The organism is Asanoa ferruginea (assembly GCF_003387075.1).
Taxonomy (GTDB): Bacteria; Actinomycetota; Actinomycetes; order Mycobacteriales; family Micromonosporaceae; genus Asanoa; species Asanoa ferruginea.
This window is the reverse complement of the sequence record NZ_QUMQ01000001.1, coordinates 1,692,216-1,704,997: the sequence shown is the minus strand read 5'-3', so window position 1 is coordinate 1,704,997 and position 12,782 is coordinate 1,692,216. Positions and strand designations below refer to the sequence as shown.

Here is a 12,782-nt window from a genome sequence, read left to right as displayed (position 1 = left end):
CTTATGCGGAAAGCGATAAGAAGGGGCCCTTCCTTCGAACTCAGCCGAGCAGGTGCCGGATGGCGCGCTTGACCAGGTCGTTGCGCTCCGTGGGCGCGAGGCCCTCGAAGCCGAACCCGGTGTAGACGCTGTCCCGGGTCACCACGACCGCACCCTCTTCGAAGCCGAGTTGGGTGCGGGTCCAGTCAGACGGGTTGGGTCCGGAACCGGCGGGCGGCCCAGGAACCGTGAAGCCACCCAGGTCGGTCTCGAACCCGGTCGTCGCGACCGGCTGGCCGTCGGCGGTGACCCGGACGTCGTCGACGAAGACGCCCAGACCCTCGGTCGACCAGTCGGTCATGTAGGTGATCGAGAACTCGACCTGCTTGCCCGCGTAGGGCGTGAGGTCAACCGACCATTCCTTCCACCCGCCGGACGAGCCGGTCGCCGCGTTCCAGCTGCCGGTCGTGCCGGTGGCCTCACACGGCTGATCGGTGGCGACGAACGTGACGTAGTGGTTGACCTGCGGGTGCAGCCGGTTGGGCAGGTTGGCCGAGCAACTGTCGCCGGGGTCCTGGGTGGTCTTGCCGTTGCGGTCGGGCAAGGTCGTCCAGTCGTCGGTGCCCACCACGTGCGCCTCGACGAACATGAAGTCCCAGTTGGCCTCGGCGTCGTAGGAGCTCCAGAACTTCAGGTCCCCGGACGTCGACCCGGTCAGGTCGACGGTGCGGGCCAGCCGCTTGTAGGCCGTGTCGCCGCGACCGCTGAAGGCGTAGTAGTCACCCTCGTAGGGGTCGAACGGCGGCGCGCCCGGGCGGACCCAGCCGACCGGTGCCGAACTCGGGCCGAACCACGGGAACTCGTCCTGCGGCAGGATGCTCGAGGTGGCCAGGAACGACGCGGTGTGGTCCTGGTTTTCCGCCGAGCCCGGTGCGTTGAGCGTGCCGGTGAACCCGTTGAACCGCCCGCTGTTGCCACTCAGCGGCTGCGGGTTGCCCTCGTCGTCGGAGCCCGAGCCGTCGATGTAGGCGTAGGCACCGAGGTAGTACTGCTGGAAGTCGTTGAACAGCGGCAGACACGTCAGGTCGGCCGTGTTCGCACACTCCGGCTTGGCCGGGACATCCGGCTGGTAGAGGTAGGAACCGTTGATCCCTTGTGCGTACATCGCGTTCTTGCCGGTGATGAAGACCTTGCCGCCCTCGTTGAGGTAGTCGCGTACGGCGAGTTCGGTCTCCAGCGCCGACTTGGTCGTCGTGCCACCGGCCTGGCCCTGCGACCGCATGATGATGTCGTCACCGGTCTCCCAGACCACCGCCTTGTAGTGCGAGAGCACGCCCAGCGGGTGGGGCGCCTTGCGGCCCTGGGTGTCGAAGTCGTAGACGTCGCTGCTGCGGCCGGCCGCGGTCAGCGAGGCGACCATCTCGTCGGCGTATTTGGCCGACGTGCCGGTCTGCACCGGGCTCAGGCCCGTGACGTCTTCGGCGGCCAGCACCAGCACGTCGCCGCCGATGTCCTGCGACACCGTGTAGGTGAAGTGCTCGCTGGCGACCGTGCCCTTGCCCGACTTGCGTCCGCTGAACCAGACCTCGACCTTGTCACCCTTCTTCTGGCCGGTGACGTTGCCGCGTAGTTCGGCGTAGAACTCGTTGCCCTCGTTGCCGTAGCGCTCACCGCCGCGCCATTCGCGCACGTTGGTGGTGCGCGGCCGGCCGCCGTTGATCACGTAGTGCATCTCGACGTCGCGCAGCGCCCGGCGGGCGGTCACCGCGACCGGCTGCTTGGTGCCGGAGGAGAGGTCGAACTTGTCGACGACGAAGTCGGGCGTGCTGCGGCCGACCACCGACACCGGGTCGTCCGGGTCGAGCGCCGACTGCGCGGTGGCGATCGCGAACGGGATGTTCTTCTGGAACTCCGCCTGGATCAGGTCTTCGTCGTCGGGGAAGATGAAGTCGCTGACGCAGTCTTCGGCGACCCACTCGTCGTCGGGCACCGAGTCGGCGGCCGACGCGCAGGTGCTCATCTCCGGTGTGAAGCCCAGGCCGCCATAGCGCGCCGACAGGCCCGAGTCGGAGTCGCCGTTGGTGGTGTAGAGCTCGGCCGAGATGTCCGGGTCATAGCCGGGCACCGCCGGGTGGGCGTCGTCACCGGCCATCGTCACGGAGATCACGTCGTCTGGCGACGGCGTGCTGACCTGCCAGCCCACCCCGTAGAGCAGCAACTGCGCGGCCGAGTGGTAGTTGATGAAGAACTCGGGGCGGATCTTGCCGTAGAGCCCGTCGAGCGCCTTCGTCTCCGGCTCCGAGTTGGGCCCCGGGCCGCGGTAGGTGTCGCTGGTCGGGTTGGGCGACGAGCCCTCGTTGTCGTAGCCCCACTTGTAGGCCATGTTGCGGTTGAGGTCGACGCCGTCGACGGTGGTGAGCTGGCCGTCACCGTCGTTGTCGCGCAGGTTCTTGCGCCACAGCCGGTGGTCGGCGGTGAACGTGTAGTCGTAGCCGTCGGGGTTGGCGACCGGCACGAACCACAGCTCGGTCTTGTCGACCAGGTTGGTGATCGCCGGGTCCTTGCCGTAGTTGTCGAGCACGTAGTGCAACAGGCGCCGGTTCATCTCGACGGTGATCCACTCGCGCGCGTGCTGCGCGCCCAGGTAGAGCGTCGCCGGGCGGGAACCGTCACGCACGTTCTTCGCGTTCTTGGTCACCCGGACCGCGGTCATCGTCTTGCCCTGGGTGCTCTTGCCGAAGTTGACCACCTCGGTGAGCTTGGGATAGCGGGCGGCGGTCGCGACCAACTCGTCGCGGATGCCACCGGGCGCGTTGTAGGGCCGGAACGCGTCCCAGCCGGCCTGCGCCTGCTCGCGCAGCACCTGTGACGCCGCCTTGCCGCGGATCTTCTTGACCGAGAGCTTGACGCCCCGGTCGGCCATCCGGTCGGCCTCGCGCCCGCTGAGCACGGTCTCGATCCGGGTGTTGGCGCCATCGGTGCCGGCGGTGGCCTCGCCGACGTCGACGCCGGCCGCGCGCAACTCACCGAGCTGGGCCGGTGTCACCGTGCCGACGTAGACCTCGAGGCGGTCACCCGCGTCGGGTGCCTTGGCCCGGGCCGGTGACGCCACGACCAGTGCGGCCACCAGCGTGGCCGCGGTTGTCGCCGCCAGCCATCGTCTCGATCTCATCCATCCCCCTCGCTCATGACAAAGGGGCTCCTCGACGTCGAAGAGCACCAATGTGGAGCCTGCCGACTGCGTAGGCGGGGGTCAATGGATCGCGACCCTTGACAGATCCCTACGGTTTACGGCTGGCTACGCGGGGTCAACGACGGAGCCGCCGGACTGTGGCGGACGGCCCAGAGCGCGGCCTCGGTCCGCGAGGCGGTGCCGGTCTTGCGCAGCAGGTTGGAGACGTGCACGGTGACCGTGCGCACGGAGATGCCCAGCGCCCGGGCGATCTGCTTGTTGGCCATCCCGTCGCGCAGGCAGACCAGCACCTCGACCTCGCGCGCGGTCAGCTCCGCGGGCGCGCTCTCGGGTTCCACCAGCCGGGGCAGGTCGTCGGCCGGCCAGGTCGCGATCAGCTCGGTCAGCCGGTAGGCGTTGCCGCCGGTGCGGGTCCAGACGGCCTCGGCGGCGTCCGGCGGGATCTCCCGGCCCGGGTAAACCTGGGCCAGCACCTCCGCGACGTCGGCCGGCCGGAGCGGGCCGAGATGCTGGCGGACCGCCCCGGGGGTGCCGGTGAGCCGCGCCAGCGTCCGCGCGACCAGCGGGTCGGCGCTGGGCCGGCTGGTCACCAGCAGCAACGCGGGCAGGCCGGGTGCTGCGGCCAGCTCGCCGATCAGGTTGAGGCTGGCCGGGTCGAGCGCGTGCAGGTCTTCGACCACCAGCACGGCCGGGCCGTCGCCGGCGAGCGAGCGGACCACCCGGGCGGCGACCCGCAGCAGCGCGCCGGGCGCGAACCGCTCGACCGGGGCGGCGTCGTGCTGGGCCAGCCACGCCAGCGCGGGTGCCGGTGCCGGCAGGCCGCGGGTGTCGCGGCCGCTGAGCACGGCGGCCAGCCAGTCGTAGGGTGCCGGCGAGTGGATCCGGGCCTGGCCGGCCAGCACTGTCACCGGTGCGGGGTCGAGCGCACCGAGCACGGCGGCGACGAGGGCGCTCTTGCCGGTGCCCGGCTCGCCGGTCAGCACCGCCACCTGCGGGCCGGCGGAGCCGCTGGTCAGCGCGGCCCACGCAGCGGCCAGCTCGGCACGCTCCCGCGCCCGACCGACCAGCGTCACCGGCATCACGCACACACCCTACGAAATACTGCGTAGAGACTGCGATCGACGGGTTTGAGATGCTCGTAGCCATGCCCCGCTTGATCTTGCATGCTGTGACCGCGACCGACGTCGGTCCGGTCCGGCCAAACAACGAGGACGCCGCGTTCGCGGGTCGCCGCCTCGTGGTCATCGCCGACGGTGTCGGCGGCATGCCGGCCGGCGAGATGGCCAGCGAGATCGTGATCGACTCGCTGCGCGGCCTGGAAGACGCCGACCACCCGGATCCGGACCTCGCGCTGGCGGCCGCGGTCGAACAGGCCAACGCGCTGATCGCCACCGACGGGCAGGGCGCCGGCACGACGGTGACGGCCGGCCTGCTGCACGGCGACCGGCTCGGCCTGCTGCACGTCGGTGACTCGCGCGGCTACCTGCTCGCCGCCGGCGCGCCCGACGTGGTCCGGCTCACCCGCGACGACACCTTCGTGCAGATGCTGGTCGACAAGGGCACGCTGACGGCCGAGGAGGCCCGCGGGCACCCGCGGCGGTCGGTGATCACCCAGGCGGTGCAGGGCGAGAGCTACCGGGCCGCGACGGCCCTGCTGCCGGTCGAACCCGGTGACCGGGTGCTGCTGTGCAGCGACGGGCTCTCCGACTATGTCGAAGACGCGGTCATCGGGCGTACCCTGCGGGAGATTTCTGATCTTGAGGCGTGCGCCCGGGAACTGGTGTCGCTCGCGCTGACCGCCGGCACCTTCGACAACGTCACGGTGGTCGTGGCGGACGTGCTAACTGCCTAGAACCCTCTCCGTGTACGCGTTCGCGAAGACCCGGTGCGGGTCGAGCCGGTCGCGCAGCGCGACGAACTCGTCGAACAGCGGGTAGACCGGGCGCAGCGACTCGGCGTCGCGATAGTGCAGCTTGCCCCAGTGCGGCCGGCCACCGAGGTCGCGGGCCAGGTTCTCGACGGCCCGGAAGTAGGGCTCGTAGGGCGCGCCCTTGAACTGGTGCACGGCGACGTAGACGGAGTCCCGGCCGTAGCCGTGCGAGAGCGGGATGTCGTCGGCCGCGGTGAACCGCACCTCGACCGGGAACTGCACCTTGAACGGCAGCCGTTCGATGAGCCGGGGCAGTTCGCCCAGCATCGTCGGGAACGCCTCACGGGGCAGGCCGTACTCCATCTCCGTGAACCGCACCCGGCGCGGCGTGCAGAAGACCGCGTCGGACCGTCCGGTGTAGACCCGCTCGGTGAGCGCCCGGGCGGAGACCGCGTTGATCGGGCCCACCGCCGCCGGGACCGCGCGACCGACCCGGCAGACGCCGGCGAACACGGTGTTGGCGAGGAAGTCGTCGTCGAGCCAGCCGCGCCAGCTGGGCAACGGGTTGTCGTCGGCGGCCACCCGGTTGTTGGTCTTGACCTGGACCCGGTCGGTGTAGGGGAACCAGTAGAGGTCGCAGTGGTCGTTGTCGGCGACCAGCTCCGGCCAGCCGGACAGCACGTCGGCCAGCCGCCCGGGGCGCTCATGCGCGCGCAGCACGAACGCGTCGACGCACTGCAGGGTGACCTCGGTGAGCACGCCGAGCGCGCCGAGCCCGACCCGGGCAGCGGCGAACACCTCGGGGTTGCTGCCGGCGTCGCAGCGCAACACCTCGCCGGTCCCGGTCACCAGGGTCAGGCCGGCGACAAACGTCGACAGGCAGCCGAAGGCCGCGCCGGTGCCGTGAGTGCCGGTGGAGATCGCGCCCGCGATCGTCTGCGCGTCGATGTCGCCGAGGTTGGGCAGCGCCAGGCCGTGCGTGGCGAGCAGGGCGTTGAGGGTCGCGAGGGTCATCCCCGCCGGAACGGTCACCCGGCGCTGCTCGCGGTCGACGTCGACCGGGCCGGCCAGGCTGGTGACGTCGAGGCGGATCCCGTCGGTGACGGCGATGTCGGTGAAGGAGTGACCCGAGCCCACCGGCTTGACCCGCTCGCCCGCCGACCCCTTGATCAGCTCGGCCAGCTCGTCGGTGCTGCCCGGCCGGGCGACCCGCGCGGCGCTCTGCTGGTTGCCGGCCCAGTTGCGCCAGTCAGTCGCTCGACTCGCGTTCACGGCGCCCTCCATAATGTGAACAGCCTTCATATCAGTATCCCGGGGCAGCACGTAAGAGCGTGGTGGCCATACTCCGCGCAAATACCGCCCTTCTGCTGAATACCTCTCATCCGGGTTGCTCGTTGAGCCGAGTAACGTTCCCCCCGCGCAGCGGGGCCGAAAGAGGAAGGATGTGGTGAGGCATGACGACTTCAGCCGTCACCACGGGCCCCCTGCGCCGCGTGCCGGTGCAGGGCCGCAGTGTGGCCCGCGTTCAGCGGATGCTCGATGCGTGCGCCGAGATCGTCGACGAGGTCGGCTACGAGGGCCTGACGACCACATTGCTCGCCGAGCGCGCCGAGGTGGCGATCGGCTCCGTCTACCAGTTCTTCCCCGACAAGCGGGCCATCGTGCAGGCGCTCACCCTGCGCAACATGGAGGCCTACCTGGAGCGGCTGGCCACCCGCTTCGGCAGCGGCACGTTCGCTGACTGGTGGGAAGGCGTCGACGCGGGCATCGACGAATACATCGAGATGCACCGCACCGTGCCCGGCTTCCGGACCCTGCACTTCGGCGACGTCGTCGACGTGCACCTGCTCGACGAGGAGCGCGACAACAACGCGGTCATCGCCGAGCAGCTCGCCCGGCTGCTTGTCGAGCAGTTCCACGTGGCCGACGAACCGCGCCTGCGGTTCGCCCTGGAGATCGCCGTCGAGGCGGCCGACGCGCTGATCAAGCTCGCGTTCCGCCGCCGCACCGAGGGCGATGAGCAGGTGCTGGCGGAAGCGAAAGCGCTCATCCGCGAATACCTGCACCGGCACGTCTCGGTCTAGCTCTCTGTATTACAGGAAGGCGTGGCCCTCACCGCGGTAGGTGGGGGCCACTGCCGTCGCCTGGTCTCCGTCGAGCAGGTGCACCTCGTTGACGTGCTCGCACAGCTCGCCGGCCTTGGCGTGACGGAACCAGACCCGGTCGCCGACCTTCAGTGAATCGGCGGCCGCGCCGCGCAGCGGGGTCTGCACCTCGCCGGCGCCCTCGGTGCCGATCAGCTTGAGGCCGGCGGGCAGCCAGGGGCTGGGCTGCCGGCTCTGCTCGGCCGGGCCGGAGGCGATCCAGCCGCCGCCCAGCACGGTGACCAGACCCGGGCCGGGCCGGCGGACCACCGGCTGGGCGAAGAACGCGGCCGGGCTCGGGCGCCAGGCCCGGTAGGCGTCGAACAACGTCGGGCCGTAGAGCCCGGAGCCGGCGGTGATCTCGGTGACCGACGGGTCTTCGCCGGTGAGTCGCACGCTGCCGGTGCCGCCGCCGTTGACGAACTCCAACTCGGCGACCTCGCGGACCGCGGCCACCGCTTTGCCGCGGCGTTCGAGCAGTTCCTTGTAGGACCGGCTCTGTAGCGCGCGGATCGCGAGGCCGCGGGCGCGGCGGCCGGGTGGTGCGTCGCCGAGACCGGCGATCTGAGCCTCGTACGACATGATGCCCGTCAACCGGAAGCCGGCGCGCTTCGCGATCGTCTCGGCCAGCGCGCGGGCGTGGTCGGGTGCGTGCACCGGTGAACGGAACACACCGAGGTGGACGCGGCCGCCGGCGAGCCGGTAGGAGGCGTCGAGGTCGAGGCAGAGCCGGATGTCCGTCGCGCCGGTGACCGACTCGATGAAGTCGAGCTGCTCGGCGCTGTCGACCATCAGGGTGACGCCGGCGCGCAGCCCCTCGTCGCCCGCGAGGTCGCGCAGGGCGGCGCGGTCGGCCGTCGGATATGCGACTACCGCGTCGTTTGTCACCCCGGTCCGGACCAGCCAGTTAGCCTCGGCGAGGGTGAAGGCGAGCACCCCTGACCAGCCCGGACGGGCCAGCACCCGGGTCAGCAACGCGCGGCAGCGCACCGACTTGCTCGCTACCCGCAAGGGCTTGCCGGCGGCGCGGGCGACCAGCGCGTCGGCGTTGGCGTCGAACGCGGCGAGATCGACGACCGCGAACGGCGGGTCGAGCGCGGCCGTAGCGCGGTCGAGTCTCGCCCTTTGGGGGTTTTCGGTGGTTTTTGCGGGCACAGCTGAACGGTATCGGGTCGCTGTGGAATCCGAAACACCCTCACGTACGAACACCCCGTAGGGGTGGTTCTGACCTGGTCCGGTCAGGGGAATGTCGGGGTTAAGCAGAACGTCCGCGCCGCTAGAGTGTGTGCGGGGGAGCCCAGCGATGGGCCGTCACGCGGAGGTACGGCCATCGACACGAACGTCAGCGGCGAAGAGCTGGATCGGCCCGCCGAAAGCACCCGGCCCGAGGGGCCCGCCACCACCAACCGCGCCCAGCAGGTCGACCTGTCCGGCGTCGGCGCGCTGCGCGCGGTGCTCCGGATCCGGCCCTTCCGACGCCTCTGGCTCGTGCTCGGTGTCGCGTCGTTCGGTGACTGGCTCGGCCTGCTGGCCACTTCCATCTTCGCGTCCGCGCAGGTCAGCGGCGACACCGCGAAGGGCCTCGCGTTCGGTGGCGTGATCGCCGTCCGGCTGCTGCCGGCGCTGCTGCTCGGCCCCGTCGCGGGCGTGCTCGCCGACCGGTTCGACCGCCGCTACACGATGGTCATCTGCGACATCCTGCGGTTCCTGCTGTTCGCGTCGATCCCGCTGGTCGCCCTCCTCGGCTTCTCCGGCGGCATCGTCGTCGGCTGGGCGGCGATCGCCACCTTCATCATCGAGGCGATCACGCTGATCTGGATCCCGGCGAAGGAAGCCGCGGTACCCAACCTGATCCCCAAGTCCCGCCTCGAGGTCTCCAACCAACTGACCCTGATCACGACGTACGGGTTGACGCCGGTGCTCGCCGCCGTCGCCCTGTCGGCGCTGGACGCCAGCGTGCGCGGCATCACCGGCGGCAGCGAGCCGTCCAACTGGGCCGAGCCGGCCCAACTCGCCCTCTGGTTCAACTCGTTCTCCCGGCTGGCGACCGCGATCGTCGTGTTCTACGGGATCAAAGAGATCAGCGGGCGCACCGCGGCCGCCGACCGGGTCAACACCAGCATGGTCCGGCAGTTCATCGACGGCTGGAAGTTCATCGGCAACTCGCCGCTGGTCCGCGGCCTCGTGCTGGGCATCTTCGGCGCGTTCGCCGGCGGCGGCGTGGTGATCGGCACCGCCCGGTTCTTCACCCAGTCGCTCAACGCCGGCGACGCGGCCTTCTACCTGCTCTTCGCGTTCCTCTTCGTCGGCCTCTCGGTCGGCATCGGCCTCGGCCCGGCGATCATCAAAGACCTGTCCCGGCGGCGCTGGTTCGGCATGAGCATCGTGCTCGCCGCCGCGTCCGTGATCGTGCTGGCTGCCTCTATCCACCTGTCCATGGCCATCGTCGGCTGCATCCTGGTCGGCGCCGGTGCGGGCATGGCGTTCCTGGCCGGCATCACGCTGCTCGGCATCGAGGTCGCCGACGAGGTGCGCGGCCGGGTGTTCGCGGTCGTGCAGACCGGCACCCGCATCGTGCTGATGATCGCGATCGCACTGAGCAGCCTGCTGGTCGGCGTCGGTGGCTCGCGCAAGCTCGACATCGCCTCGCTCGGCATCTCCATCTCGTCGACCCGATTGCTGCTGCTGGCCGCCGGCATCGCCGGCATCCTGTCCGGGATCAGCGCGTTCAAGCAGATGGACGACAAGCCCGGCGTCGGCGTGCTGGCCGACCTCTGGGGCTCGATGCGCGGCCGGCCGCTCTCCCCGGCCGAGCCGTCGGCCTGGCGCGGCGTCTTCGTGGTCTTCGAGGGCGGCGAGGGCAGCGGCAAGTCGACCCAGGTCGCGGCGCTCGCCGACGCGCTGCGGGCGGAGGGGCGCGACGTCGTGGTCACCCGCGAGCCGGGCGCCACTGCGGTCGGCCGCCGGATCCGCTCGATGGTGCTCGACGGCGACGACGACCTGTCACCCCGGGCCGAGGCTCTGCTCTATGCGGCCGATCGCGCCGATCACGTGGCCAGCGTCGTGCGGCCGGGGCTGGCCCGCGGTGCGGTGGTGATCAGCGACCGCTACGTCGACTCGTCGCTGGCGTATCAGGGCGCCGGTCGTACCCTGCCGGTCGAAGAGGTTTCCTGGCTCTCGTCCTGGGCCACCGGCGGGCTCAAGCCCGACCTGGTCGTGTTGCTCGACGTCGAGCCGACCATCGGGCTGTCCCGCGCGGCGGCCCGCGGCGCACACGACCGGCTCGAGACCGAGTCACTGGCGTTCCACGAGCGGGTCCGCTACGCGTTCCTCGACCTGGCGGCCGGCGACCCGCGCCGCTACCTGGTGCTCGACGGCACCCGGCCGAGCGACGAGATCGCGCTCGCGGTGTTCGACCGGGTGACCCCGATGCTCGGCGACCCGGGCCCGGAGCACCCGTCGCCGGCCAAGCAACCCGACACGACGACCGAGCCGGAACTCTCCGAGCAGGAGATAGCCTCGATAGCCGACGCGGCCAAGCGCGATCTGCCGGATGATTCGGACGAAAACGACTCTTCTGGCGACGGCAAGCCCTCCGCCCGGATGGCAGCCGTCCAGCGCAGCGGGCCGCCGGATCGGGAGTTGGAGCCACGTGGCTGACGTTTTCGCCGACCTGGTGGGCCAGGAGGAGGCGGTCGAGACCCTGCGCCGAGCGGCGGCGGGTGCGGCCGCGATCCTCGACGGCTCCGGCACCGGTTCGGCGATGACGCACGCGTGGATCTTCACCGGCCCGCCCGGTTCCGGCCGCTCGGTCGCGGCTCGGGCCTTCGCGGCGGCGCTGCAGTGCAAGACCGGCGTCGGCTGCGGCGAGTGCCCCGGCTGTCACACCACCCTCGGTGGCACCCACGCCGACGTGCGGATGGTCACCCCCGACGGGTTGTCGATCGGCGTCAACGAGATGCGCGCCCTCGTGCTGCGGGCGGCCAGTTCACCGACCGGTGGGCGCTGGCAGGCCGTGGTGATCGAAGACGCCGACCGGTTGACCGAGCAGGCCGGCAACGCGTTGCTCAAGGCGATCGAAGAGCCGCCACCGCGCACGGTCTTCCTGCTCTGCACCCCCTCGACGCACCCCGACGACATCTCCGTGACGATCCGGTCCCGTTGCCGGGTGGTGACGTTGCGCCAGCCGCCGGCTTTAGCGGTGGCATCGGTCCTGACCGCGCGCGACGGAATCGAGCCCGACACGGCGGCCTGGGCCGCTGCCGCCGCACAGGGGCACGTCGGCCGGGCCCGCCGGCTGGCCCGCGACGTCGACGCCCGCCGCCGGCGTGAGGCCGTGCTCGCGGTGCCGCGCCGGTTGACCGGGGTCGGCGCCTGCTTCGACGCGGCGTCGGCGCTGATCGAGTCGGCCGAGGCCGAGGCCGCGTCGGCGGTGTCCGAGGTGGACACCAACGAGCGGTCGGCGCTGGAGACGGCGCTGGGTGCCGGCGGCACCGGCCGGGGCGCGGCCGGCGCCACCCGCGGGTCGGCCGGGCAGCTCAAAGAACTGGAGAAGCGGCAGAAGTCGCGGGCCACCCGGGCACAGCGCGACGCGCTCGACCGGGCACTGGTCGACTTGGCCGGCTTCTACCGCGACGTGCTGGTCCGCACCATGTCGGCGCCGGTGGCGCCGGTGCACACCGACGCGGTGTCGCTGGCCGAGGCCGCCGCCCGCAAGTGGAGCCCCGACGACGCCCTCCGTCGCCTGGAGGCGGTGCTCGAATGCCGCACGGCGATCGACGCCAACGTCAAACCCCGCATCGCCGTCGAGGCGATGATGCTCTCCCTCTGGCAATAGATATCCACAGGCGGTCGGTTATCCACAGGCGGGCTTTCGCGGCCTGTGATCCAGCGGTACGGTTCGATGCCTGGACGACGTGTGGTGGTGGTCGCGACACCGTCGGTGAGGGAGCCGAATGCCGCGAGAGATCGACGAGGCCTGGGTCGAAGAGGCGATTGCGCGCTACCGCCGCATCGATTCCTTACGCGACGAGTTCGACCGGGCGGTGCGGGCGACCGAGGTGACGGTCCGCTCGCCGGACGGTCTCGTCGAGGTGGTCGTGACGGCGGCGGGGGAGGTGACGGAGGTGCGGGTGGTGGGCGATCTGCGCGGGCGCGGCAACCGTGACGTCTCCGTCTCATTGACCACGACGATCGCGGCGGCGACCGATGCGGCGCGCTGGGCCCGCGAGAAGCTGCGGGCCGAGACGTTCGCCGACTATCCGCGGTTGGAGGAGCCATGACGTCGCCGCTTTCGGGCACGGCCGGGCGCCTCGACTCGGCGGCGGCCTCGCTGGGCGGGTTGGCCGGCCTGGATCCGGGCGCGTCCGCCTTCGGCGCTGGGGTGCCGGGTGCGCTGGGTGCGCTCGGCCGCGAGTTGCACGGGCGGTTTCAAGGCGAGCTTGCTGAGCACGCCCGGGCGGCTGCGGCTCTGGCGGGCCGCATGACGGAGACGGCCTCGACCCTCCGCGCGGCGGGTGAGGCTTACTCGGGCGTGGAAGGGTCGTCGGCCCAGCGCTCCAATCGGGCGGGCGAGTCATGATCACATCTGCTTGGG

Annotated in this window: 10 protein-coding genes; 6 read left to right on the top strand and 4 right to left on the bottom strand. The window is 71.1% G+C overall.

All coding sequences use genetic code 11. The features are described from left to right. Nucleotides 1-40 precede the first annotated feature (40 nt). Together DFJ67_RS08320 and DFJ67_RS08315 are read right to left on the bottom strand one after the other, a co-directional pair. A complete protein-coding gene (locus DFJ67_RS08320) occupies nucleotides 41-3,151 on the bottom strand; it encodes a M14 family metallopeptidase (RefSeq protein WP_116067345.1) in 3,111 nt (1,036 codons plus the stop codon). Between the two features lie 116 nt (nucleotides 3,152-3,267). Beyond that, nucleotides 3,268-4,251 (bottom strand): AAA family ATPase, encoded by a 984-nt coding sequence (locus tag DFJ67_RS08315; RefSeq protein WP_116067344.1) that lies wholly within the window; start codon nucleotides 4,249-4,251, stop codon nucleotides 3,268-3,270. Between the two features lie 65 nt (nucleotides 4,252-4,316). Between DFJ67_RS08315 and DFJ67_RS08310 the strand changes: the two genes are divergently transcribed. Then, nucleotides 4,317-5,024 (top strand): PP2C family protein-serine/threonine phosphatase, encoded by a 708-nt coding sequence (locus tag DFJ67_RS08310; protein ID WP_116067343.1) that lies wholly within the window; start codon nucleotides 4,317-4,319, stop codon nucleotides 5,022-5,024. On the opposite strand, the gene DFJ67_RS08305 is transcribed toward DFJ67_RS08310, so the two are convergent. After that, nucleotides 5,013-6,326 (bottom strand): D-arabinono-1,4-lactone oxidase, encoded by a 1,314-nt coding sequence (locus DFJ67_RS08305; RefSeq protein WP_116067342.1) that lies wholly within the window; start codon nucleotides 6,324-6,326, stop codon nucleotides 5,013-5,015. The two genes, DFJ67_RS08310 and DFJ67_RS08305, sit on opposite strands and share 12 nt — an antisense overlap. Nucleotides 6,327-6,496: 170 nt before the next feature. Between DFJ67_RS08305 and DFJ67_RS08300 the strand changes: the two genes are divergently transcribed. Continuing rightward, the gene (locus DFJ67_RS08300) at nucleotides 6,497-7,126 is read left to right on the top strand and encodes a TetR/AcrR family transcriptional regulator (RefSeq protein WP_116067341.1); all 630 of its coding nucleotides are present in this window, start codon (nucleotides 6,497-6,499) and stop codon (nucleotides 7,124-7,126) included. 9 nt (nucleotides 7,127-7,135) lie between these two features. On the opposite strand, the gene DFJ67_RS08295 is transcribed toward DFJ67_RS08300, so the two are convergent. Further along, nucleotides 7,136-8,341: an amino acid deaminase/aldolase gene (locus DFJ67_RS08295; RefSeq protein ID WP_116067340.1), complete on the bottom strand. Its 1,206-nt coding sequence runs from the start codon at nucleotides 8,339-8,341 to the stop codon at nucleotides 7,136-7,138. Nucleotides 8,342-8,674: 333 nt separating this feature from the next. Here DFJ67_RS08295 and tmk point away from each other — a divergent pair, with 333 nt between their 5' ends. The 4 genes from tmk to DFJ67_RS08275 all read left to right on the top strand — a co-directional run bounded on the left by tmk (nucleotide 8,675) and on the right by DFJ67_RS08275 (nucleotide 12,767). Beyond that, nucleotides 8,675-10,846: a dTMP kinase gene (gene tmk / locus DFJ67_RS08290; protein ID WP_239097489.1), complete on the top strand. Its 2,172-nt coding sequence runs from the start codon at nucleotides 8,675-8,677 to the stop codon at nucleotides 10,844-10,846. Next, on the top strand, nucleotides 10,839-12,023 hold the full coding sequence (locus DFJ67_RS08285) for a DNA polymerase III subunit delta' (protein WP_116067339.1): 1,185 nt from the start codon (nucleotides 10,839-10,841) through the stop codon (nucleotides 12,021-12,023). Before tmk ends, DFJ67_RS08285 begins: the two co-directional genes overlap by 8 nt. Before the next feature lie 118 nt (nucleotides 12,024-12,141). Beyond that, entirely contained in the window at nucleotides 12,142-12,468 is a 327-nt protein-coding gene (locus DFJ67_RS08280) for a YbaB/EbfC family nucleoid-associated protein (protein WP_116067338.1), read from the top strand. After that, nucleotides 12,465-12,767: a hypothetical protein gene (locus DFJ67_RS08275; RefSeq protein WP_116067337.1), complete on the top strand. Its 303-nt coding sequence runs from the start codon at nucleotides 12,465-12,467 to the stop codon at nucleotides 12,765-12,767. Before DFJ67_RS08280 ends, DFJ67_RS08275 begins: the two co-directional genes overlap by 4 nt. Nucleotides 12,768-12,782: the final 15 nt, after the last annotated feature.

What these genes read in the sequence shown, in the direction of transcription:
- DFJ67_RS08320 (WP_116067345.1), bottom strand. Translation starts at nt 3,151, where the DNA reads ATGAGATCGAGACGATGGCTGGCGGCGACAACCGCGGCCACGCTGGTG.
- DFJ67_RS08280 (WP_116067338.1), top strand. Translation starts at nt 12,142, where the DNA reads ATGCCGCGAGAGATCGACGAGGCCTGGGTCGAAGAGGCGATTGCGCGC.
- DFJ67_RS08275 (WP_116067337.1), top strand. Translation starts at nt 12,465, where the DNA reads ATGACGTCGCCGCTTTCGGGCACGGCCGGGCGCCTCGACTCGGCGGCG.
- DFJ67_RS08305 (WP_116067342.1), bottom strand. Translation starts at nt 6,326, where the DNA reads ATGGAGGGCGCCGTGAACGCGAGTCGAGCGACTGACTGGCGCAACTGG.
- DFJ67_RS08310 (WP_116067343.1), top strand. Translation starts at nt 4,317, where the DNA reads ATGCCCCGCTTGATCTTGCATGCTGTGACCGCGACCGACGTCGGTCCG.
- DFJ67_RS08300 (WP_116067341.1), top strand. Translation starts at nt 6,497, where the DNA reads ATGACGACTTCAGCCGTCACCACGGGCCCCCTGCGCCGCGTGCCGGTG.
- DFJ67_RS08315 (WP_116067344.1), bottom strand. Translation starts at nt 4,251, where the DNA reads ATGCCGGTGACGCTGGTCGGTCGGGCGCGGGAGCGTGCCGAGCTGGCC.